26 protein-coding genes are annotated in these 20763 nt (G+C 52.9%); 16 read left to right on the top strand and 10 right to left on the bottom strand.

The window, feature by feature from the left end:
* Nucleotides 1-59: 59 nt before the first annotated feature.
* From AACT07_RS18755 to AACT07_RS18750, 3 genes are read left to right on the top strand one after another with little or no spacing between them, the layout of a single operon-like run.
* Nucleotides 60-1100: an AAA family ATPase gene (locus AACT07_RS18755; RefSeq protein WP_216093292.1), complete on the top strand. Its 1041-nt coding sequence runs from the start codon at nucleotides 60-62 to the stop codon at nucleotides 1098-1100.
* Nucleotides 1064-1390, top strand: a complete 327-nt coding sequence (locus tag AACT07_RS22400; protein WP_216093293.1) for an AAA family ATPase — start codon at nucleotides 1064-1066, stop codon at nucleotides 1388-1390. The genes AACT07_RS18755 and AACT07_RS22400 overlap by 37 nt, the downstream gene beginning before the upstream one ends.
* Before the next feature lies 1 nt (nucleotide 1391).
* On the top strand, nucleotides 1392-2318 hold the full coding sequence (locus tag AACT07_RS18750) for a DUF4435 domain-containing protein (protein WP_171902783.1): 927 nt from the start codon (nucleotides 1392-1394) through the stop codon (nucleotides 2316-2318).
* A 65-nt stretch (nucleotides 2319-2383) separates the two neighbouring features.
* Here AACT07_RS18750 and AACT07_RS18745 read toward each other — a convergent pair whose 3' ends face one another.
* From AACT07_RS18745 to AACT07_RS18720, 6 genes are all read right to left on the bottom strand, one after another.
* Nucleotides 2384-2686, bottom strand: a complete 303-nt coding sequence (locus AACT07_RS18745; RefSeq protein ID WP_069529469.1) for a hypothetical protein — start codon at nucleotides 2684-2686, stop codon at nucleotides 2384-2386.
* Nucleotides 2668-3162: a hypothetical protein gene (locus AACT07_RS18740; protein ID WP_069529468.1), complete on the bottom strand. Its 495-nt coding sequence runs from the start codon at nucleotides 3160-3162 to the stop codon at nucleotides 2668-2670. Before AACT07_RS18740 ends, AACT07_RS18745 begins: the two co-directional genes overlap by 19 nt.
* Nucleotides 3140-3874 carry a helix-turn-helix domain-containing protein gene (locus tag AACT07_RS18735; RefSeq protein ID WP_253182281.1) on the bottom strand — a complete coding sequence of 245 codons (735 nt, stop codon included), beginning with the start codon at nucleotides 3872-3874 and terminating at the stop codon, nucleotides 3140-3142. Before AACT07_RS18735 ends, AACT07_RS18740 begins: the two co-directional genes overlap by 23 nt.
* A gap of 200 nt (nucleotides 3875-4074) precedes the next feature.
* Entirely contained in the window at nucleotides 4075-4296 is a 222-nt protein-coding gene (locus tag AACT07_RS18730) for a hypothetical protein (RefSeq protein ID WP_069529464.1), read from the bottom strand.
* Between the two features lie 4 nt (nucleotides 4297-4300).
* Nucleotides 4301-4741, bottom strand: a complete 441-nt coding sequence (locus tag AACT07_RS18725) for a hypothetical protein (protein ID WP_253182280.1) — start codon at nucleotides 4739-4741, stop codon at nucleotides 4301-4303.
* A 9-nt stretch (nucleotides 4742-4750) separates the two neighbouring features.
* Entirely contained in the window at nucleotides 4751-4954 is a 204-nt protein-coding gene (locus AACT07_RS18720; protein WP_069529463.1) for a hypothetical protein, read from the bottom strand.
* Nucleotides 4955-5078: 124 nt separating this feature from the next.
* On the opposite strand from AACT07_RS18720, the gene AACT07_RS18715 reads away from it, so the two are divergent.
* From AACT07_RS18715 to AACT07_RS18670, 10 genes are all read left to right on the top strand, one after another.
* Nucleotides 5079-5684: a helix-turn-helix domain-containing protein gene (locus AACT07_RS18715; RefSeq protein WP_139123894.1), complete on the top strand. Its 606-nt coding sequence runs from the start codon at nucleotides 5079-5081 to the stop codon at nucleotides 5682-5684.
* A 1071-nt stretch (nucleotides 5685-6755) separates the two neighbouring features.
* Complete coding sequence (locus AACT07_RS18710; protein ID WP_069529461.1) at nucleotides 6756-8078, top strand: YjiH family protein; 1323 nt, start codon at nucleotides 6756-6758, stop codon at nucleotides 8076-8078.
* Between the two features lie 154 nt (nucleotides 8079-8232).
* Entirely contained in the window at nucleotides 8233-8517 is a 285-nt protein-coding gene (locus tag AACT07_RS18705; protein ID WP_069529459.1) for a helix-turn-helix domain-containing protein, read from the top strand.
* Complete coding sequence (locus tag AACT07_RS18700) at nucleotides 8514-9011, top strand: hypothetical protein (RefSeq protein ID WP_069529458.1); 498 nt, start codon at nucleotides 8514-8516, stop codon at nucleotides 9009-9011. Before AACT07_RS18705 ends, AACT07_RS18700 begins: the two co-directional genes overlap by 4 nt.
* A gap of 76 nt (nucleotides 9012-9087) precedes the next feature.
* On the top strand, nucleotides 9088-10500 hold the full coding sequence (locus AACT07_RS18695; RefSeq protein ID WP_069529456.1) for a PD-(D/E)XK nuclease-like domain-containing protein: 1413 nt from the start codon (nucleotides 9088-9090) through the stop codon (nucleotides 10498-10500).
* An 11-nt stretch (nucleotides 10501-10511) separates the two neighbouring features.
* Nucleotides 10512-11570, top strand: a complete 1059-nt coding sequence (locus tag AACT07_RS18690) for a RecT family recombinase (protein WP_069529454.1) — start codon at nucleotides 10512-10514, stop codon at nucleotides 11568-11570.
* 123 nt (nucleotides 11571-11693) lie between these two features.
* Nucleotides 11694-11885 (top strand): hypothetical protein, encoded by a 192-nt coding sequence (locus AACT07_RS18685; protein WP_069529452.1) that lies wholly within the window; start codon nucleotides 11694-11696, stop codon nucleotides 11883-11885.
* A gap of 321 nt (nucleotides 11886-12206) precedes the next feature.
* On the top strand, nucleotides 12207-12623 hold the full coding sequence (locus AACT07_RS18680; RefSeq protein WP_069529451.1) for a hypothetical protein: 417 nt from the start codon (nucleotides 12207-12209) through the stop codon (nucleotides 12621-12623).
* Nucleotides 12577-12912: a hypothetical protein gene (locus AACT07_RS18675; RefSeq protein WP_166740682.1), complete on the top strand. Its 336-nt coding sequence runs from the start codon at nucleotides 12577-12579 to the stop codon at nucleotides 12910-12912. Before AACT07_RS18680 ends, AACT07_RS18675 begins: the two co-directional genes overlap by 47 nt.
* A gap of 2 nt (nucleotides 12913-12914) precedes the next feature.
* Nucleotides 12915-14192 carry a tyrosine-type recombinase/integrase gene (locus AACT07_RS18670; RefSeq protein ID WP_069529447.1) on the top strand — a complete coding sequence of 426 codons (1278 nt, stop codon included), beginning with the start codon at nucleotides 12915-12917 and terminating at the stop codon, nucleotides 14190-14192.
* 27 nt (nucleotides 14193-14219) lie between these two features.
* On the opposite strand, the gene AACT07_RS18665 is transcribed toward AACT07_RS18670, so the two are convergent.
* The 4 genes from AACT07_RS18665 to AACT07_RS18650 all read right to left on the bottom strand — a co-directional run bounded on the left by AACT07_RS18665 (nucleotide 14220) and on the right by AACT07_RS18650 (nucleotide 18455).
* On the bottom strand, nucleotides 14220-14549 hold the full coding sequence (locus AACT07_RS18665) for a YbaB/EbfC family nucleoid-associated protein (protein ID WP_005333445.1): 330 nt from the start codon (nucleotides 14547-14549) through the stop codon (nucleotides 14220-14222).
* Between the two features lie 114 nt (nucleotides 14550-14663).
* Nucleotides 14664-17225 (bottom strand): DNA polymerase III subunit gamma/tau, encoded by a 2562-nt coding sequence (gene dnaX / locus AACT07_RS18660; RefSeq protein ID WP_069529445.1) that lies wholly within the window; start codon nucleotides 17223-17225, stop codon nucleotides 14664-14666.
* Nucleotides 17226-17397: 172 nt separating this feature from the next.
* On the bottom strand, nucleotides 17398-17943 hold the full coding sequence (gene apt, locus AACT07_RS18655; protein WP_069529443.1) for an adenine phosphoribosyltransferase: 546 nt from the start codon (nucleotides 17941-17943) through the stop codon (nucleotides 17398-17400).
* Nucleotides 17944-18077: 134 nt separating this feature from the next.
* A complete protein-coding gene (locus tag AACT07_RS18650) occupies nucleotides 18078-18455 on the bottom strand; it encodes a YbaN family protein (RefSeq protein WP_069529441.1) in 378 nt (125 codons plus the stop codon).
* A gap of 123 nt (nucleotides 18456-18578) precedes the next feature.
* Here AACT07_RS18650 and dusC point away from each other — a divergent pair, with 123 nt between their 5' ends.
* The 3 genes from dusC to AACT07_RS18635 all read left to right on the top strand — a co-directional run.
* Entirely contained in the window at nucleotides 18579-19523 is a 945-nt protein-coding gene (gene dusC / locus AACT07_RS18645; RefSeq protein WP_069529440.1) for a tRNA dihydrouridine(16) synthase DusC, read from the top strand.
* A gap of 97 nt (nucleotides 19524-19620) precedes the next feature.
* The gene (locus AACT07_RS18640; protein ID WP_374759793.1) at nucleotides 19621-20046 is read left to right on the top strand and encodes a TraR/DksA family transcriptional regulator; all 426 of its coding nucleotides are present in this window, start codon (nucleotides 19621-19623) and stop codon (nucleotides 20044-20046) included.
* Nucleotides 20010-20763, top strand: a 754-nt coding sequence (locus AACT07_RS18635; RefSeq protein WP_171902784.1) for a recombinase family protein, incomplete at its 3' end; no start/stop codon positions are given. The genes AACT07_RS18640 and AACT07_RS18635, both read left to right, overlap by 37 nt.

The following is a 20763-nucleotide window of genomic DNA, read 5'->3' as shown; positions in this document are numbered from 1 at the left end:
TGTAATCTACACTCTTAATCGAGCTTAAACACTAAACCATAAAATAAATTAGGATTGACATGGAACATATAATTAAACAATTTAAAGTTTTTGGCTTATATGATGAAAGAAATGTTTGCATAGATTTTGAATCAAACACAAAAATCATAGTTGCTGAAAATGGATATGGCAAAACCACGGTTTTAAACGCATTTTATGCTATTCTTGCTGGTGATTTAGAAAGACTAAGAAAAATCCCTTTCGAGAGCATTTCATTAACATTTGCAAGCGGCGAAGAGGTTAGTTTAAAGAAAGAGTCACTATCTTTTGACCTATCATTAGCCAGAAATTCAGGAATTTATCACCATCTTAAAAATTCATTACCTGAGCAAGTTGTGTACACTCTTCTTCAATCATTTATCGCGTTGCCTTTCTCAGACCTAAGAAGAACTCCAATATTCATTAATAGTCAAAAAAAACTAGATGTTGCCCCAACAACCCTTAAGCATTGGCTAGAAATGTTAGTTGATGAGCTAGGTAGCAACATTCCAAATATGGACGATGTTAAATTAATCACAAATTTGATAAAAGAAAAATTTCCTTTAGCTCTCTTATATCTCCCAACATATCGTAGAGTTGAAGAAGATCTACACTCATTAGGAATGAATGAGGATGTGGAAATAAAAACTGGACATCAAATAAATTTCGGTATGGCAGATGTAAGAAGTAGAATAAAAACAATAACAAATGAGATACTAAGCTCGTCTGTAAAATGGTTCTCAAAAGTGAATGGTGAAATGATTAGTCAACTTGTTTCAGGTTTCAGAGTTGATGATTCCATGTATAGAAGTGTAGCCGACCCAGAGGCAATAAAAATAGTATTGGATAGGATTGGAGAAAATATTTCATCTGATAACAAGCACCGGATCATGAATCTTGTAGAAACAGGAAAAATATTGGAAGACCATGATGACTTAGTCTACTTCCTTTCAAATTTAGTAAAGGTTTATGAGCAGCAAAAAGATAATGACTCTGCTATTCAAGAGTTCACTAGCGTTTGCAATGAGTATTTGGTGGATAAAAAATATGTTATAACGAAAGTAATGTCACCATATCTATAATAAGAGTTAAAAATAACAAAGAAGTTGACTGGGAAAATTTATCCTCAGGAGAGAAACAGATTGTTTCATTATTCGCGAGACTATATTTGGATAGAAGCGAGAATTTAGCTATATTTTTTGATGAGCCCGAGCTGTCTCTATCAATAGAATGGCAACGTAAGCTACTCCCCCATATTATGAAGTCAGGTAAGTGCCAATTCCTATTTTGTACTACACACTCTCCATTTATATTCGAAAATGAGTTAGACGCATTCGCATCAGATTTAGCGTTCTATGTTGAGGAACTATAAATTGGATCGAGCAGAACAGCTAAGAAATGCTAGAACATCAATTTCAGTTCAGTTTATGGACTTCATGAAAGCATTATCACGCAATAGAACAACTGTTGTATGTTTTTTTGAAGGGGAGGATGAAAAATATTACACAGTCAGAATCAACACTATTATACCAGATACTAAATGGACTGGAATTAACTGCGGTGGAAAAAGAAAAGTCATTGAGTTGAGAAATAAAATAAGAACACATGCCATATACAAAAACTCAAAAGCGGCATTTTTTATAGACAATGATTTTGGTGATGAAGAAATATATAATGTCGATGACTATTATATCACACCATGTTATTCTATTGAAAATTTATACTGCAATATAGACACTTTTAAAAGAATAATTTCCGCTGAGTTTGGCATGTCCGACTGCTGCAGTCAAAATAACGACTTCGAAATAGCGACATCAATATTTACTAGCAGGCTATCTGAGTTTTGCAGGATTATCAAGCCATTCAATGTATGGCTTAAAGCACATAGCGCTCTAGAGAAAGAAAATAAAGGAATCAAAAAAAACCTTTACTTAAACAACATAAAAATTGAAGATTTATCTTTAATCCAGCTAACTGGAGTGACTCCTACTTATGATTTTGAGAAAATTTCGGATATGTTTCCTAATTCATTTAATGTTACAGCTGAAAAATACAAGGAATCAGAAGAATACTTTACTGGCAATGACATTCACAAATTATTGAGGGGAAAGCAACAGCTTGAGTTCCTTAGGGTTTTCTTAACTAAGTTGAAAGAAGAAAGATCTAATAACGAAAATAATATTTTCTCTAAAAAAACCATGGTGAAATTACAACTTTCAAAATCAAATGTCATTTCTGAACTAAGTCAGTATGCAAACACTCCAAAGTGTCTTGTAACATACCTCAACAGTTTTTCATAAAATTTTCATATATGACACCGGCACTAAGCCGGTGTCATATTTCAACTTCCACTAACAGTACAAATCTAGTTATCACCGGACAGCAGCCTCAGATCTGTGTATTGATCTCCTGAGTTACTCCTAAATGTGATCACCAGGACTGGCGATCTTCTAAACCATCCTACTTCGTCCGCCACCTCCTCAGGCGTCATGTCGATCACTAACCAATGCCCTGCCCCGCACAGGCAATCCGTGTGCCCCAATGCCGAAAGCTCATCTGCCACCTCCAGCTGTACCCTCTCCCCACTCCAGCCCCTAACGGCCGGGTAGACCACAACTCTGCAGAACTTCGCGACTTTAACCGCGGCAATCACATCTTGGTTGAACATCCCTGAATCCCCCCTGTGATGGTGTAACCACGATCTCGGCGTTCGGTGATAATCCGCTCCATCTCAACCTTCACCGCCTCACAAGTAACTTCGCCGTCACGTTTTAGCACGACCACAGTCGCCTCCATCTCGCATGCCCCGATGGAGAACAGGAGCTGACGTGGCTCAGGAGGTAATCTGCGCAGTACCTCTGCCCTCACTTCCGCCGGGCGCGGTGCGAACTGGCGTTCTAAATCAGCAGCCATGTCCAGCACAACCTCCCTGATCTGGGCGGGAGTGAACCCACGCAACACGCCTCCCCAGGCAAGCACTACGCCGCGGGCATTGGCATCCAGGTAATTTGCGCTTGCTGGCCAGCTGCCGGCCATCATCGGCAACAGCTCCTCAGCCATAAATGCCGCCATACGGTCGCTGACCAATGGCCGTTCCTGCATCTCACGCAGGGCTGTCACGTTAGAGGGGCGTGTTGTCGTCATAGACCCCCCTCCCCGACTCTCTGAGTGCCTGTGCTGCGTTCTGGGCCGCCTGCAGGTTGGCCAATGGCTTGCGCTGTGCTGACGTCCTAAACGACCTGGCTGCACGACGCACCCAGTTTCGCCATGTTTTCTCCCAATCCAGCTTGGTTGCTTTGGCCCCGGGCAGTGACTGCCAGTAATCAGCGAACGTAGCTGCCTCTAGGAGGATCCGCTCTCGTGGCCATCCAGTTTCTTGGCTGGCCCACCTCCCCCATTCCGCTGGTAGGAACCAGTCATTCGGCAAACGAGTTCCTCGTCGTGGAGCTGAACTTTCGGCAGCGCGCTCCCCTTGGGGGGATATAGGGGGGATCTTTGGATCAATGACTGGATCTAAAGAGTGACTGATTCTATGTGCAGCTCCTGCACTATGAGTCTGTGCAACTCCTGCACATGCTATGTGCATCTCTTGCACATCTGGATGTGCAGGAGATTCACCATCAAGTGTCAGCATGTAGACATTTGACCTCTTCCCATTGGGGCCTCTTCTGGCCTCCTTAATCAAAAGGCCCGCCGTACAGAGCGCATCGATATGACTGATCACTGAGCGGCGCGAAATCTCACATTGGTCAGCGATATGTTGATGCGAAGGCCAGCACTCGCCGGTATCACTGGCGTTGTCTGCCAATTTGATAAGCACCAGTTTACGCAGCGGGTTACCCACTTTGATGTTCATCGCTTTGACCATCAGCAGCATGCTCATAGCTCAGCCCTCCGATGTATCAGATCTTTATGAAGGAGGGCCGGCCGCCCCCCCCTGCAGCAAACGAACACAAATTTAGGTAATAGTGAGCCCCCAAGGGCTTTGATTGACTTGGTCATGGTCGGGTCCTGATTTAAATAATGCCCAGTGGTCAGCTGGGCAACAGTTGAGAGTTATGCGCTACCTTGCTTCTCCGCACGTTCAACCTGGTAAGCCATTAGCTGGCGCGACAGGCGCAAAGCAGTCCTGTCTGTACCAGCAGCCTGCGCAATGGTGATCGACGAGTCATCCTCCAGAAATAGCGCCAATTCGTGCATGACAGATTTCAGGATGATGTTGTCACGCTCATCCACATGCTTCGGGGCCGGGCGTGTCAGTCTTGCTACGGTAGACATGGTCTTATCTCCCTAAAACAACATTGATTAGTCCAATCAGCTTCTGTACCGGCGTCTTGCGCCGCTCTTCTTCGTAAATGGCCTCATCTTCAGAGGTAAACGTGAGTAGGCCACGCTCAGGTAACCCCTCCCCCTTCAAGATCTCCTCAACTGTGACCGGCGGGTACCCCTGCTCGATAAGAGCCTGGTTCGCCCTTTTCACGGCCCTAGCCAGGATCTGCGGCTCATATTTAGATATGGAGTTGAGCAGGATCAGTAATGAAGTGCGGGCAAATGCAGTCTCTGTCATGCCGAACTCGGCACTAACTTCTCTCCACATATGGCGCTGGGCAGGTGTAGCACGTGTCCTTAAAGGCGATAGCGTGTCGAGCTTTTGGTGATCAGGAAGTGCTTCTCTTCCCATGCTGTATGCCCTCTCGTTGTGATGCGGCAGATAGATGGCCAAAAGGACACATCAATCCCGTTCACTCTGGGTGTAGTCACTAAAACCGAAATCAAGAGCTCCGCCGCTAGCTTCGACAAAGCGAGCTGCAGCTTTAGGAGATACGAGTCCACCGTTATTCCTCTTCCAATCATTGAAACAAACCCGGTTGTAACCAATGGCATTTGCCGCCTTTGCTGCACTGCCAAAGAACTTGATCGGCTCCTCAATTCGCATATCGATCCTCCTTTGTTCTTGGACATCTTAGTAAGAACAAACTAACCAATCAATGAAAACAAACCTAACCACCGGAGAGGCATAATGGAAAATGTTTGTTGAATCTAACGATACGGTGAAATTGATGTCTTCCTTTAACGAAAGACTCCAGCAACTTATGGATGAAAGAGGCCTCAAGCCTGCAGACTTAGCCAGAAAAACTGGTCTGTCAAAACCTACATTGAGCTCGATCATCCACGGCAATACCGCCGACCCGAGGATTAGCAGCATATTGGGGATCTCTAGAGTCTTGGGGTGTGACCCCATATGGCTTTATGTTGGTAAAAGCAGCTCCGAATACGCCACAAGCACCGCAATATCAAAGGTCCCCATATGGGAACTAAAAGATATGACAGGCCAATCAAGTGATGTGATTCCTTTGATTGATACTGGACGGCACCTCGTTGTTGAAGACGGAGGTCACCTCTGCGCCGTCGTTGCAGAGAACGATGATCTCGCAGGAAGCGGGATCCAAAAGGGTGATTTCATTGTTATTGATATGAGCCCACAACAACGTCAGCTTGAAAATGAAGACATTGCCTTGGTGCAGCATGGCGACAAGGTGCTACTGCTTAGGGCAAAGAACGCGATCGACGGCATGAATCTGGTGGTTGATGATCCACACTTTGGATTTCTCAAAGCTAGCGAGGCGATAGTCTTGGGTAAAATGATCGAGCTCAGGAGGGCTTAACGCCGCCCTCCGACACAAGAAACTAGCCTGCTAACCAGCGGGCTTTTTTGTGCCCTCTTTTTAAGAACCAATTCTGGATCACACTAAAAATTAAAAATTTCTAACAACCATATTGCATTGTTAGGTTTAACTGCCTAACATGCGTTTAGTAAGTTTAAGCTAACTAAATCAGGAAGCAGGAAGACCTACCGAACTCGTTGACCAGCAATCAGGACCCGCCCCTAACCAGGGCAGAAGTGAAGCGCCTGACCAGCGCGTAAGAACGACAAAGCCCGCGCAGGGCGGGCTTTGAAGGACTGAGGGGACCAACCCTCAATCGGAATGCCGGGGGACCAACCCCAGCAATCAGGACCCCGACCAGCCAAAGCTAGCGGGAATTAGCGAGGACCTACTCGCCAATGGGAGTAAATGTACCATGACCAAGCGCATTTTTTCCAGGGCCGCCAAACGAGCAGACCAGCTCATAACCCTCATTGCAGACCGCCTGAATGGCAATGCAACACGCCGCCGAGCCATCAAGCAACGCCTCCATTTGGCAATGCTTGCCTCAGAGCAACACCGCCTCGTTGCTGTTCGCGCAACCCAGCTGCGAACAGCCCATGTACCCAAACCCAACCTACTCCTCCACTGGCGAACTGATTACCGCCGTAACGCTGTATAGCCAGGGGTTGGAGCTTCCCTCATAGCGCCATAGCCAAAGCCTCTTTTCCAAGCACCGCAAGGATGCTTTGGCTTCGCTCACGCCAAATTCGGCCAAGCGGGCTCTTTAACAACCAGGTACCGGCTCACAACCACAAATCCTGATGCCGGTAGGGATGCACCGATAACCCGTCAAACCGGAAAGCGGTGTGTGAACGTGACAGCATCGCACACATGACTCTAATGTTAATTTTCAATCACTTACAACCATTAGACATAGATTCTTAACAGCACATGGGGTGAGCATGCCCCTACTGACTGATTAAACAAATGTTTCCATTTGGTTAATTTATGTAGCTTAGTTGCGCATTTGTATATACAAATGAGGATTCTCTAAGGAGCAGAGCTCATACCAAACCTCAAGGAGGATGCATGGAACAGGAAAATGTACGCGCCCTAACTGTATGTTCGGGGGCAGGCATAAAACTGCTGCTAACAAGCTTGATTGGGATCGCAGCTTTCTTCATTCCATTTGAATATGCAGGGCGCGAAACCATTTTGGTGGACCATCTCGCAGCGCAGTTGATCGCACAGCGCAACATATCGATGGGATTAATCATGCTACTGATTACCTATGGCGCAGTGGCGCCATTACTTGACGGCCGCTGGCGTGCTCGCCCCATTGACCGTCTACTTAGCTTGTTCAAGATCTTTGGGTTTATCCTTGGGGCGATATATGTTTCAGGGCTGGGACCAGCCTGGTTGATGAAACCTGACTTGCTTCCATTTCTGTTTGATAAACTCGCTACGTCCGTTGGCTTAATCGTCCCGATTGGCGCAATGGCGTTAACTTTTCTACTGGGGTTCGGTCTACTTGAGTTAATCGGGGTGCTAATGCAGCCGGTTATGCGTCCGTTGTGGCGCACACCTGGGCACTCTGCCATAGACGCGGTAGCGTCTTTCGTAGGCAGCTATTCCGTAGGATTACTCATCACCAACAGAGTCTTTCTCGCAGGAAAATACACTGTGCGAGAGGCTGCGATTATCGCAACTGGTTTTTCAACTGTGTCAGCAGCCTTCATGATCATTGTTGCCAAGACACTTAACCTAATGGAGCACTGGAACTTTTACTTCTGGTCTACATTGGTAATCACTTTTGTCATTACCGCAATTTTGGCTCGCCTCCCACCAATATCAACAATGGCCCATCATGGAGAAACAGACGAACCATTGCCAAGGGGAAAGACCCGGATACAAGCAGCTATTGACTCGGGACTAACACAGTCCAGCAGGGCTGATCCATTAATGCATCAACTGCTGGATAACCTCAAAGATGGCCTCAGCATGGCCGCCGCGGTAGTACCAACAATCCTATCCGTCGGCCTATTGGGCCTGTTGCTTGCACAGCACACACCAGTATTCGATGTCTTGGGTTGGCTACTATGGCCGTTGACCTGGCTATTGGATTTAGGTGAACCATTAGAAACAGCGAAAGCAATTTCTGCAGGTCTCGCGGAGATGTTCCTACCAGCTATCCTGCTAAAAGATGCAGACCTGCTAGTACGCTATGTTACCGCTGTAGTTTCCGTAAGCTCAGTTCTGTTCTTCTCGGCCTCAATCCCCTGCATCCTATCGACAAAAATACCGATAAGCGTGGGCCAATTGGTGGTGATTTGGTTCCAACGTACTTTGCTTGGGATCATACTCGCCACCCTTTGTGGCCGACTGGCTATGTCGATCGGTTTACTGGCATAACTTATCCCCCCGAGCCCTGAGCCACATCTCAGGGCTCAGCTATTTAAGCCATCAATAACTGAATAATGGCTACCTAACACACCTCGAAGCACAACCAACATGCCCCTTTCTTAGGGGTATTTTTTTGCCTATTAACCCACTACAGGACCTGACCATGACCAAACGTAACAAGAACCTCAACAACGTCATCCCTGAACTCAACAACGAATGCCGCAAACGCCTTCGAACCCTTCGTGAAAACATGGGCCTGAGCCGCCCCAAGTTCGCGGACTTGCTGGGGATCCCCCCCACCACACTGAAGAACTACGAGCTGAACTACCGGGAGATCGGTGGCGGTGCCCTGCTGTTGATCGCACAACACCCCGAACTCTCAACCCACTTCATCTGGCTGGTCACCGGCCAGGGGAATGAGCCCGTTAAATTGGAGGTATCGAAATGAAGGTTCTTGGCTCCAGCAGCCCTCATCAAATCGAGAACATCGCAGTCCAACGCAGAGTGGTATCCATCCACATGCAGAACGATTTGATTGGCGATCGCCGATTCGTTCCCGAAATAGCTCAAGCTCTTCGAGAGGTAGCCCAAGCCCTGGACGATGGCCTCATTGGTAACGAAGCCGCGGACTTTGTAAGGAGCTCCGGAGGGACGGAAATCACCATGCACGGCTATTGCCTCTTCATCGCTCCCACCACAGCTGAACAGAAAACCCTATCCGAAGAAAACCAACCTCTTCTGGTATTTCAAGTAAGGAGCCGGGACGGGAGAGTCATCAATATCTACAGCGATGGCTTCATCGATGGCGATGGCACCGCTGAATTTAACTTCGTCAGAAACTACTTCACCCCTCGCTTCGATGCGATCAGGGGATTACTCGCTCGAGTTAAAGGGCATGGGTTCCCCGATGACGAGATCAAGCGACTTTTCGGTGGCTTTTGATGAGCTTTCACATGGTTCAAAGCAAAGCTCGTGAAGCCTACATCACCAGGTAGCTACCACATGAGGACAAATCAACATGGAATGCATTCACGATATACCTGCCGCTGTTGAAGGCGTTATCACCCCCTTCGAACCGACAGAGCCGGGCATTTATAGAGGCATCCCCAGCGAGGCTTATCACGCGGGAACGGGGATCTCCAAAAGTGCCTTAGACCTGGCGTTACTCTCCGGCCAGCACTACCGCTACTACAAGATCGACGGCAATTCCCAGAAAGAGACCATCCCGTTCCGGGAAGGGAAGATCCTGCACAAAATCGTGCTCGAGTTTGCTGACTTTGAAAGCGAGTACGCCATCGAGCCGCAGTGGCCAGAGGATGCCTACTCTGGTGCTGAGCAGATGAAAGCCGCCATAGAAGCCTACAACGCATCCCTTGAGAAGCGCCCGGACCAACAAGAGCTGGTCGATGCTATCGAGGCATACAACCGGCAGCTAAGCCCTCCTGTTGAGCTGGGAACGAGCCTTGCGGATGCAGAAGTGGCTTACTGCCAACTGTCCGATGAGTTCCAAACTCTCGGGGAAGATGACAAGCGAACCGCGACTGCCCTGAGAGCATGTGTCAGGGCCTATAACGACAGCTTGCCTAAGCCACTCAAGACCAAAGGTAGTTACCAGGCAGTGCTGGAAAGCTACGCCCAGATTGGCCCCAAAGAGCTGGAGCGGGCCAAGCACATAAGTACCCTGCCAGACCCTCTTCCCTTGAGCGGTACCAAGGCGGAAATGGCAGAGCGGATCCGCAGTTTTAACCCGGCAGCCAAATTCCTGGATGAGATGAAGGAGCAGTTCCGTGAAGCAGCTGGTGAACGGACGATCATCACCCACAACGAGTACATCCATGCCCTGCGCTACCGTGAAGCGGTGCTTAATCACCCTGAAGCCGCGGTATTGCTCGACGAAGGTGAGGCGGAGACCAGCATCTACTGGCGCCACCCAGAGACGGGGGAACTGCTGAAGTGCCGGCCCGACTGGAAGCGGCCAGACCATGTGTTGGTTGACCTGAAATTCGTCCGCAGCGCCAGCTCCGCTGGATTTGCTCGCGACGCTTCAGCCCACAACTACCACATACAGGATGGCCACTACACCGACGGGTATGAAGCGGTAACCGGTCATCCGGCAAACCTCGTCTTCATCGCGGTTGAGAAAGATGGACCACTGGGCCAGGACGTCTACAAGCCCATCATGGTCGGCGTCTACTACTACGGCCAAGAGGACCGGCGCCGTGGCCTCGAACTGCGAGACATGGCCCTGCGCAACATCATCATCTGGCGAGAACGCGACTACTACCCGGGCCACGATGGCATGGGGGAAATCGCGGTACCGCCGTATCAAGCCGCTGCAGAGCGCCAACGCATCGACCTCGAAGAGCCCTTCATCCCCACTCTGGTTGAAGCCCAGGAACCGGCTGAAGAGCTTCCCGCAAACCTCTTTTAAGGAACCTCGATATGCAAAACACTGTATCGACTCAGACCAGCGCCCCGGTGCTGGCCAACGAACGGGGCCAGGCCAACATCTTAAACCTCATGATGAACGCCGACTTCATGGCGAGTGTCGACAAGCTGGCTGCACTGATGGCAAGCGGCAAAGCGACCATTCCCCAACACCTTCAGGGCAATCATGCGGACTGCTTCGCTATCTGCCTGCAAGCGCTGCAGTGGGGCATGAACCCCTTCCCGGTTGCCCAAAAGACCCACCTTGTAGGAGGTATCCTGGGATATGAAGCGCAACTGGTCAACGCCGTGGTCGTCAACTCAGGGGTGATCAAAGGGCGCTTTGACTATGAGTTCATTGGTCCGTGGGAGCAGGTCATTGGTAAGTTCAAAGAAGTGCCGAGCAAAGACCCTGCGAAAAAAGGCGCAACGTACCGTTCACCAGACTGGACCTTTGCCGACGAGAAAGGCTGTGGCGTGATAATCCGTGCAACCCTCACTACCGGTGAGGTTCGCACGCTCGAGTTACTCCTGCAGCAGGCAAGAACCCGCAACTCAACACTCTGGGCAGATGACCCGAAGCAACAATTGGCTTATCTGGGAGTGAAACGCTGGGCTCGCCTCCATACCCCGGACGTCATCATGGGCGTCTACTCGGTAGACGAGCTGGAGGAGCGTGAAATCAACCCAGACTTCACCCCTCAAGGCCCTGACGATGGCAATAAGTCGGCGACCGATAAGCTGGCAGAAAGAGCAGCGGCCATGCGCGCCAAGCAGCAGGAGCAAGCCAAAGCCGGCAGTGTTATCGAAGGAGAAGTGGAACAGATAATCCCCACAGAAGACCAAGTGGAGCCCCTTCCGGAAACAGCAGTGGTTGACCCGGAGATCGCCGATCAACTGGCGGAAGCCCTGTTCAAACTTGATATCTCCGAGTCGGCCAAAGAACTGCGGGCGGCCTTAGACGAGATATCTCTGCTTGGCGAGAAGCTCAACGAAGAGCAGAAGTCCCAAGCCAATGAGATCTACCGCAAAAACCTCGCCCGCCTGGGCCTCGATAAGAAACGAGCTGCCTAACCCCGATATCGAAAGTCGGGTTCAGCCTGGCTCTACAGTAGAGCCGCTAAGGGCTACAGCCTGATACCCCCAAACCATCCACTGCTGGTCCCACAGAAACGGTGGATAAGTCAGAGGTTATACATGAAGACATTCGAAAGCCCCTACTGCGGTGCAGTAGTCATGGGGCTGGGCGTAGTCATGCCTCACCCCAGGCTCCCCGGTAAGTTCGTCCTGCCCGGTGGAACCATCTGCGATCTGCAGCAGGCCGAAGCCGCGGCCAAAAAGCTCCACGAGCTGCAGGTAAAACCAACGCCTCTCAAGCCACGACAATGAGGAGCCAGTCAATGCATACAGACCCCAACAAACTGCTGGCTCTTGAGCGAGCACTCCATCAGATAGACCAACTGAAAGCCCGCCAGCCAGCCAGCGGGCTCATCGGTCACTTGCGTCGATCCGCGTCCAGCATTTCGTTGTAAAAGCATCGAGAAGGAGAACAGCCGGTATGTGTACCGAACCCAGTGCCCCTATGTCGGGATCCAGATCAGCATGAAGGATGTGAAATAACCATGAACCGTGACAGGCATAAGTTGGCTCAATAGCGGCTCTTCCATCACCCCAACCAGCGCCCCATCCTCCAGGCAGGAGGGCCACGCCATGCATCAACTACAACTGATCGACCAAGACAGCCGGCTGCTGGATGACCTGGTAAACACCGTTATCTCCCCTACTCTTTCCCGCTCAGCAAAGCTCGCAGAGATCGGCCGTATCCTGGCTCACTTCGATCTGCCTATCGAAGCGCCCACGATTAGCGGCCAACTCTGGAGTGCTACAGCGCTTGGCAAAGAACTGGGGGTGAGCGCCCAAGCCATCGGCAGGCTGGCCAACCAACACAATCTGAAGATCCCTGAACTTGGAGAATACCGCCTTGACCAAGCGGTTCACTCACGCAAACAAGTGCAGACCTTCTACTACAACAAACTCGGGCGTCACCGGCTTGAGCACTTTTTAAAAGCGAGGACCGACCATGCAAGCACAAGATCTGTTCAAAGAGTTAACGGAACACCTTCATAACGGGCGATTAATGGGCGATGAGCTCAAGCGACTCAGAAGTGAAGTGGAACAGCTGAGAGGTGAGCTATCGGAGATCAAACACAGCCGCGTCGATGAAGGCTGGATGGCCCTTAGACAAGCAGCCAACCGGGTTGGCCTCTCTACTGAAGCCTTGGCGCAACGATTCAGACGAGGGATCTATCCCGAAGGGGTGGTATGGCGCAAGGAAGGTAACCCTGACAACCCGAAATGCCGGTACCTTGTCCACCTTGCTGCATTGCGAAAACACATGAACACCAGGATGAACTAACAATGACCCTCTCAAGCAAACTGAAAAAAATGTTGGACGCCGCCCCTGGCGTCCATATTCATGGAGGCCGGCTACGTCTGGCCTTCAAATTACCCGGCAAACCCGTCTGTCGAAAATCTCTAGGTTTACTGCCTACCGAGACAAATATTCTCTACGCATCCAATAAGCTCGCGGCCATCAAGATTGATATCCAGTGCGGATTCTATAGCGCCAATCCGGATACCTTTTGGCTCAAGCACTTTCCTGAATCTGCCCCGCTGGCCAAACCCACCAAACGCTTTACCCTGAAGGACTACTTCGCAATTTACCAGGAGAGCCGCAAGTTCGACCTGTCCTACTCATCACTGCAGAAGATCCGTAGCGCAGAGCGATTTATCGCGGATTACCACATCCTGCACAGCGATATCACCGAAATCACGCACCGAGACTTGGAGCTGCTTAGGAACGATGCCCTCAAGACAAGGAGGGTGAGTACCGTACAGGAGTATTTCAGGGTCATCAGGACTGTCTTTGATGAGGCCCTAAAAGACGAGGTGATCGACATGTCCCCGTTCGCCCGCCTACGCCGGCTACTGCAAAGTGACGAGCTACCTCAACAGCGGGTTGAACCATTCTCCAGGGAAGAGTTGTCCCGACTATTGAATGCGACCAGTATCGAGAACCATCAGTTGATGATTGAGTTCTTGTTCTGGACGGGCATGAGACCAGGGGAAATGAAGGCGGTTGCTTGGGAGGACATCGATATGACGATGGGGCTGCTTAAAGTTCGCTACAACATCGATAGGCTCGGCCAACTCAAGCCGCCCAAAACCATTGCCGGTAACAGGACGATTGAGCTGCTCCCGGCAGCTATGAAGGTATTAAAACGACAGCGTGAGCTGACTTTTATGCTCCCGCCACGCTTGGAAACAGTGCATCTGCGTCATAACAAGCGGCGAGAGGAGATGAGGCGGAGGGTCTTTTTGGGGAGGGAAAATATGCCGTACATCAGACCCGAATTGTTTACGGCTCCGGGCTATTGGGCCAGTCTGCTAAGAAAAGCGCAGCTGACACATAGAGAACCGTATCAACTGCGCCATAGCTATGCCTCAATGCTTCTGATGGCGGGAGCTCATCCAGCCTATCTTGCCAAGCAACTTGGCCATAAAGATTGGGGGATGATCCGCACCATTTATGCTCAGTGGGTTAGCAATGACAATCCTAATTACAGGAATGAACTGGCTGAGAAGCTGGGCGTTGTTGACCCATATATGACCCACGAGCAACAGGCTAAAGCATAAGGCATTGAGTCTAAAAGACTTTATGCCTTAGAACGGCATCTTGAAGCCTGGCGGCAGTTGCATGCCACCGGTCAGTTCGCCCATCTTGGCCTTGTTCTGCTCTTCCACACGGCGCACGGCATCGTTGCAAGCGGCGGCGACCAGATCTTCCAGCAGCTCCTTGTCATCTTCCATCAGGGAGGGGTCGATCTCGATGCGACGGACGCTGTGGCTACCGGTCATGGTGACCTTGACCATGCCAGCACCGGCTTCACCGGTCACTTCCATCTGAGCCAGCTGCTCCTGCGCCTTCTGCATACGCTCTTGCATCTGTTGGGCCTGTTTCATCAGGTTCCCCATTCCACCTTTACCAAACATATGTCGTCTCTCGTCTTGAAATCCGGCATCCAGCGCCGGGCTGTGGGCTTGCCTGTCCTAGATGGGGACAGCCAAACTGCTTTTCAACCGGAAGCAAGCTCCCGGCCACGGAATTTAGCGGTTGAGGGGCTCGATGCTCTCGTGATGGAGCACGGCACCAAACCGCTGAACTAAAAACTGTACGTTGGGATCCTGCTCCAGATCCCGGGTCACCTGCTCGCGCACCCCGAGATAAAGGCGATGCTCGATCTCGAGGGGGGTCTCCTGGTCAGGCACCACACCAAGCGTCACCTCGACCTGCACCGGTTGCCCCAGCGCTGGCCCGATGATCTCGGCCAGATCGGCGCGCGCCTTGTCGCTCACCAGATGGCGCTGCTCGGGCTTGAGGGTTAGCAGTACCTTGTCCCCTTCCCGCGTCATCACCGAGTTGATGGCCAGCTGGCGCAGCCGCCCACCCACCTGAGTGTGAGCGATCAACTCGGCCCAAGGGTCGCCGCAACCATTGAGCAGCGAGGAGGGGATAAGGCGAGTCGCCTCTCCCTCTTGCGGCTCGCTGTCGCTCTCGAGCTCATCCCAGTCGATGGTCTCCATCACCGGCTGAGGGGGTTCATCCTGCGACACAGGGGCTGCAGCCACCGCCGTAGTGGCAACGGGCGGCTGGGTCGCAGGGGCTGGCGTCACCGCAGGCGCCGCAGCACTGCGTTCACCGGGTCGATAGCTCGGCTGCCAGTCGAGATCCCAGGGTGGCAGATCGGTTGGCTGGGCCGGTGCCGTGACAGGGGCGTGGCTCATCACCTGAGTCTGCTCGGCAAAGCCCTGACTGAGGTACTCCTCGTATTCCCCGTTGTCACCCAGCGGCTCGTAACCGTCGCCATAGAGATCCACTGGCGGCAGATCATCATAGTGACCCATCGTCGCCATCCCCTGCCCGGCCGATTGGCTGACCGGAGCAGGTTGTTGGGTGACGGCCGGTGCAGCAGCGGGCGCGACAGGACGAGCTGGCGCAACCGGTACTGCGCGCGGCGCGGGCGCCGCTGGGGCTTCCTGACCACGCTGGCGGCTGCGCAGCATGTTTCGCTTGCCAAGCAGGCTCTGCATGCTCGATACCGCTGAAACAGCTTCAGGAGCGGTAACCGGCGCGCCACGGGAATAGTCCGTATCGGCTGCGGCAGGCGCTCGATCATCAGCATCTGCGGGCTGTGCAGCTGAGTGCGCTGGCGCATCGGGCTGCGCATGGGTCAACGCGGGCTCGGGTTGATACCCCATGCCCGCAGCTTCACGCAGCAGCTCATCCTGCTGGCTGAACAGCTCGGCGGCTTGCGCCTCCTCCTCGCTGTCGGCGGGGTTGCCGATGTCATCCACCATCGAAGGCAGGGAGACATCAACCGCGGGCACTGCACTGGTAGCAACAGGCGTGCTGGCAACAGGGCTGGCTAGCGGTGCAGGCACGGCGCCGCTGATCGGTGCCACTGTGGCCGATTCAGCGGCCGGGCGCTTTCCCGGCAAAGAGGCAACCGAAGTAGCGCTGCTCGCCGCACTGCTCGTCATTGACGGTGGCAACGCGGTGAGGCTGGCCGGATGCAGGGCATCACGCCTTGGGGAGAAGGCGAGCATCCGCAGGCAGGTCATCTCCAGCGCGGTGCGGCCATCGGGGGCCCAGGGCAGATCTTTACGGCCACCCAGCACAATCTGGTAGCAGAGCTGCACCTCTTCCGGACTCATCGCCTTGGCCAGTTGCAGCAGGGAATCGGCATCCGCCCCCTGCTCCTGCACACTGGCAGGCAGCAGCTGCGCCATGGCGATGCGATGGAGCAAGCCTTCCAGCTCGGCGTGGAGCTGATCAAAATCGGGGCCCAGGGTGGCGATCTCGGTGATCTTGGCCATGGTCGCTGGCGCATCTTGCCGCAATATGGCTTCTAGCAGCTGGTGCAGATGGCGGTGATCGAGCGTGCCCAGCATCGCAAGCACGCTCTCGAGGCGCACACTGCCATTGCCGTGGGCCAGCGCCTGATCGGTCAGGCTCAGGGCATCGCGCATACTGCCGTCGGCGGCTTTGGCCAGTGCCAGCAGGGCGCGCGGCTCGAAGGGCTGCCCCTCCTGATCCAGCACCCATTCGAGCTGCTTGGCGATCTGGGTCTGATCCAGACTCTTCAGATGAAACTGCAGGCAGCGCGAGAGGATGGTAATGGGCAGCTTCTGCGGATCCGTGGTGGCCAGCAGAAACTTCACATAGGGGGGCGGCTCTTCCAGGGTTTTCAGCAGCGCGTTGAAGCTGTGGCGCGACAACATGTGCACTTCATCGATGAGGTAGACCTTGAAACGGCCGCGGGCTGGACGGTACTGCACGTTGTCGAGCAGCTCGCGGGTATCTTCCACCTTGGTTCGCGACGCCGCGTCAATCTCCAGCAGGTCGACAAAGTTGCCCTGATCGATCTCGCGGCAGGTATCGCAGACACCGCACGGGTGGCTGCTGATCCCCTGTTCGCAGTTGAGGCTCTTGGCCAGAATACGGGCGATGGTGGTCTTGCCGACCCCGCGGGTACCGCTCAGCAGATAGGCGTGATGCAGCCGTCCCTGATCCAGGGCGTTGGTCAAGGCGGTCAGCACATGTTGCTGGCCTACCACTTGTTCAAACGTATGGGGGCGCCATTTACGCGCCAGAACCTGATAGCTCATAAATCCATCATGCAGGGAAGACAGGGCATTGAGGCCGGATGCTAACACAAATGGCGGGCTGGCTGTATCGGCTATCGGTCAGAGCGGGAGGGATCGCTTGATTTTCAAACCGATGCCCGCAAGGGCACCGGTTCAACGCAGGCCCGATGCAGAGGATCGGGCCGAAGGGGCATTACTCGCCGGCCAGCTCGACCAGTGAGACCACCTTGATGCCAGCGGCAATCAGGCGGGCATCGCCACCCAGAGACGGCAGGGAGATGATGAAGGCCGCATCGGCCACTTCACCACCGGCGCGGCGGATCAGCTTGACGGTCGCATCGACGGTACCACCGGTCGCCAGCAGATCGTCCACGACCAGCACCTTGTCACCGGGCACGATGGCATCGGTGTGCAGTTGCAGGGTGTCAGTGCCGTACTCGAGGGCATAGGACTCCTCGATCACTTCGCGCGGCAGCTTGCCCGGCTTGCGGACCGGCACGAAGCCCAGCCCCATGGCATAGGCAACCGGTGCGCCAAAGATGAAGCCGCGGGCTTCGGTGCCAACAATCTTGGTGATCCCTTGATCACGATAATGATTGGCCAGCAGATCGATGGTGGCCTTGAAGGCCTCGGCGTTCTCAATCAGGCTGGTGATGTCACGAAACAGAATGCCCGGCTTCGGATAGTCGGGAATGGTCTTGATGCTTGCTTCGATAAATTTCAGGGTTTCCGGATTCATGTGTTGACCGCTTATTTTTTTGACCCAGGGGTGGCCATTTTTTCTCAATTCCCTTCTGCGGGAAATAAAAAAGCCTGTCACGCAAAAATGACAGGCCGACTCCATAGCATTATTGCTGCAATAGCTTAGGGACTTCACTTCACCATTGCAACTGGCTCCAGCACCGGCAGACGCATTAACCAGGTGAGCAGGATCACCATTATGACAACCAGCAACCCCTTGACCCACAGCAGTGGCACCACCGCCAGCGACACCGAAAAGGTGAGCAAAATGAAGATAATGGCGCGCCGTCTGGCCTGACGACGAATACCGCGATACTGCTGCCAATCCACGATGGGCGGGCCGAACCAGGGATGGGTCAACAGCCAGCGATGAAAACGGGGCGACGAGCGGGCAAACAGGGCGGCAGCCAGCAGCATGAAGGGGGTAGTCGGCAATAGCGGCAGCACAATGCCCAAAATACCGGTGGCAAATGCCAGCCACCCGAGCGCCATCAGACACCAACGCTTCATTCCTTCTCCTTGCGTGATTTATCTCCCTCTAGCCTAACAGAGTTTGAGCGGGTGCTGACAGCGGGCCGCAACCCCACTACAATCTGCGCTCTTTTTTCTTGCCACTCTCGTCGGAAAGCCGTTATGCGCGTTATTTTGGCCCCCATGCAGGGGGTACTGGATCACCTGATGCGGGAGGTACTCACCTCCGTCAATGATTACGATCTCTGCGTGAGCGAGTTTATCCGGGTCGTCGATCAGCTGCTGCCCGCCAAGGTATTCTACCGCCTCTGCCCTGAACTGCTGCAAGATGGCAAAACCCGCGCAGGCACCCCGGTGCGGGTACAACTGCTGGGGCAACACCCCGAGTGGCTGGCCGAGAACGCCGTGCGCGCCATCGAGCTGGGCTCCCCCGGCGTCGATCTCAACTTCGGCTGTCCCGCCCCTACGGTCAACAAGAGCAAGGGCGGTGCGGTGCTGCTCAAAGAGCCCGAGACCATCTACCGCATCGTCAAGGCGGTGCGCGAGGCAGTGCCCGCCCATCTGCCGGTGAGCGCCAAAATTCGCCTCGGTTACGACGACAAGGATCTCTATCTGGAGAACGCTCAGGCGGTCCTCCAGGGGGGCGCCAACGAGCTGGCCGTTCATGCCCGCACCAAGCGCGAAGGGTACAAGGCCCCCGCTCACTGGGAGTATGTGGACGCCATTCGCCGCGCCCTGCCCATCCCCGTCACCGCCAACGGCGAGATTTGGGATCATAAAGATGCCCTCGCCTGTGCCAGGGTCTCGGGTTGCGATACCCTGATGGTCGGGCGCGGCGCCATCTCCCTGCCCAATCTGGCCAACGTGATGAAAACCGGCTGCCCGCACATGAGCTGGGCCGAGGTGCTGCAGTTGATGGTGAGCTATACCGAGCAGGATCTGGCCAGCGAAAAAGCCGACTACTACCCCAGCCGCATCAAGCAGTGGTTCAGCTATCTCAAGCGGGAATATCCCGAAGCGGACCTGCTGTTTCAGGAGATCCGGGTGCTCAAAGAGACGGATCCCATCCGCGATGCCCTGCTGCAAGCAGCCAAAAGCCACGGCTAACCACGTTTAACTTGACGCATATCATCTTGATAGAGTTATCGGATCCCTATACTGCCCCGAATCTGTCGTCTGTCCTGTGGGGGATAATGTGTGTGAAATGACGCAAGCACAGTTGACTGTCTGGCGTAATCGCCTGCTGTCAGACTGGGCCCAAGTAAGAGAAACGCTGATCGGTCAGCTTAAAGCCTGCCGCCGTGACGAGTGGGCCGAACAGGTCGGTCACTGCGAGCAGGATCAACTGGTGGAACTGACCAGCCGGCTGGATCTGCCGAAGGTTGAGCAGAGCGTGGCCCGCCTCAAGCGGATCGATGCGGCACTCTGCCAGATGGATCTCGGCCTCTATGGCCTCTGCTCCGATTGTGAAGAGCCGCTTTCCATCGAACAGCTGGAACAGGATCCGACCCTGCAACGCTGCCCGCGCTGTGAAACCCGCTATCGCAAAGTGTTACAATCAAAAGCACACACATCCGAAGAGATCTACAGATTGTGGGCCGAGAAGAACGAACCAAAGATAAATCAATAGCTTACTCATACATCCGACTGAGTTCCAAGCAACAAATCAAAGGTGATGGAGCAAGACGGCAGATTGAAGCTGCCGAGCTGTATTGCAAGCAACATGGTCTAACACTCTCATCCAAGACATTCCGCGATCTGGGCATTTCTGCTTATAAAGAAGTGGATCGCCCTTCCCTTTCAGATCTTCATCAGTGTATTGCCAACGGCACGATTAAAGCTGGTGATGTTGTCATTCTTGAAAAGTTAGATCGTCTGAGTCGTCAAGGCATCGTCAAGACGCAGGCAATGCTTCAAGAGATATTGTCTCAAGGTGTTGTAGTAGTCAGCCTGATGGATGGGCTTGTGCTTGATCGTGATTCACTAAACGACCTGACATTAGTGATCCGAATCGCTGTAGCTAGTGACATTGCCTATAAAGAATCTCTGGCTAAATCTCAACGCATACAAGCGAACAAAGACGCGGCCAGAGAGAAAGCAAAACAGGGCGTTGCAATCCCTCGCAAGCTGCCATTTTGGCTGTCGTTAATTGATGGAAAGTATCAGTTCAATGATCGCCTCCCCGTGCTGAAAACGATCATCGATATGAAAGGTGATGGTGCGTCACTCGCTAAAATTGCGGGTCATCTGAACAGCTCTGGTATTCCCACTGCTAATCATAACGGTGTCTGGAACCCGAGCACTCTCCGCGATGTGATAGCAAATCCTTGTCTGTATGGGGCGCATC

It is taken from the genome of Aeromonas sp. ANP5, assembly GCF_963870295.1.
Taxonomy (GTDB): domain Bacteria; phylum Pseudomonadota; class Gammaproteobacteria; order Enterobacterales; family Aeromonadaceae; genus Aeromonas; species Aeromonas veronii.
Note: the sequence above shows the minus strand (reverse complement) of the source record. Positions and strands in the feature narration are given on the sequence as shown.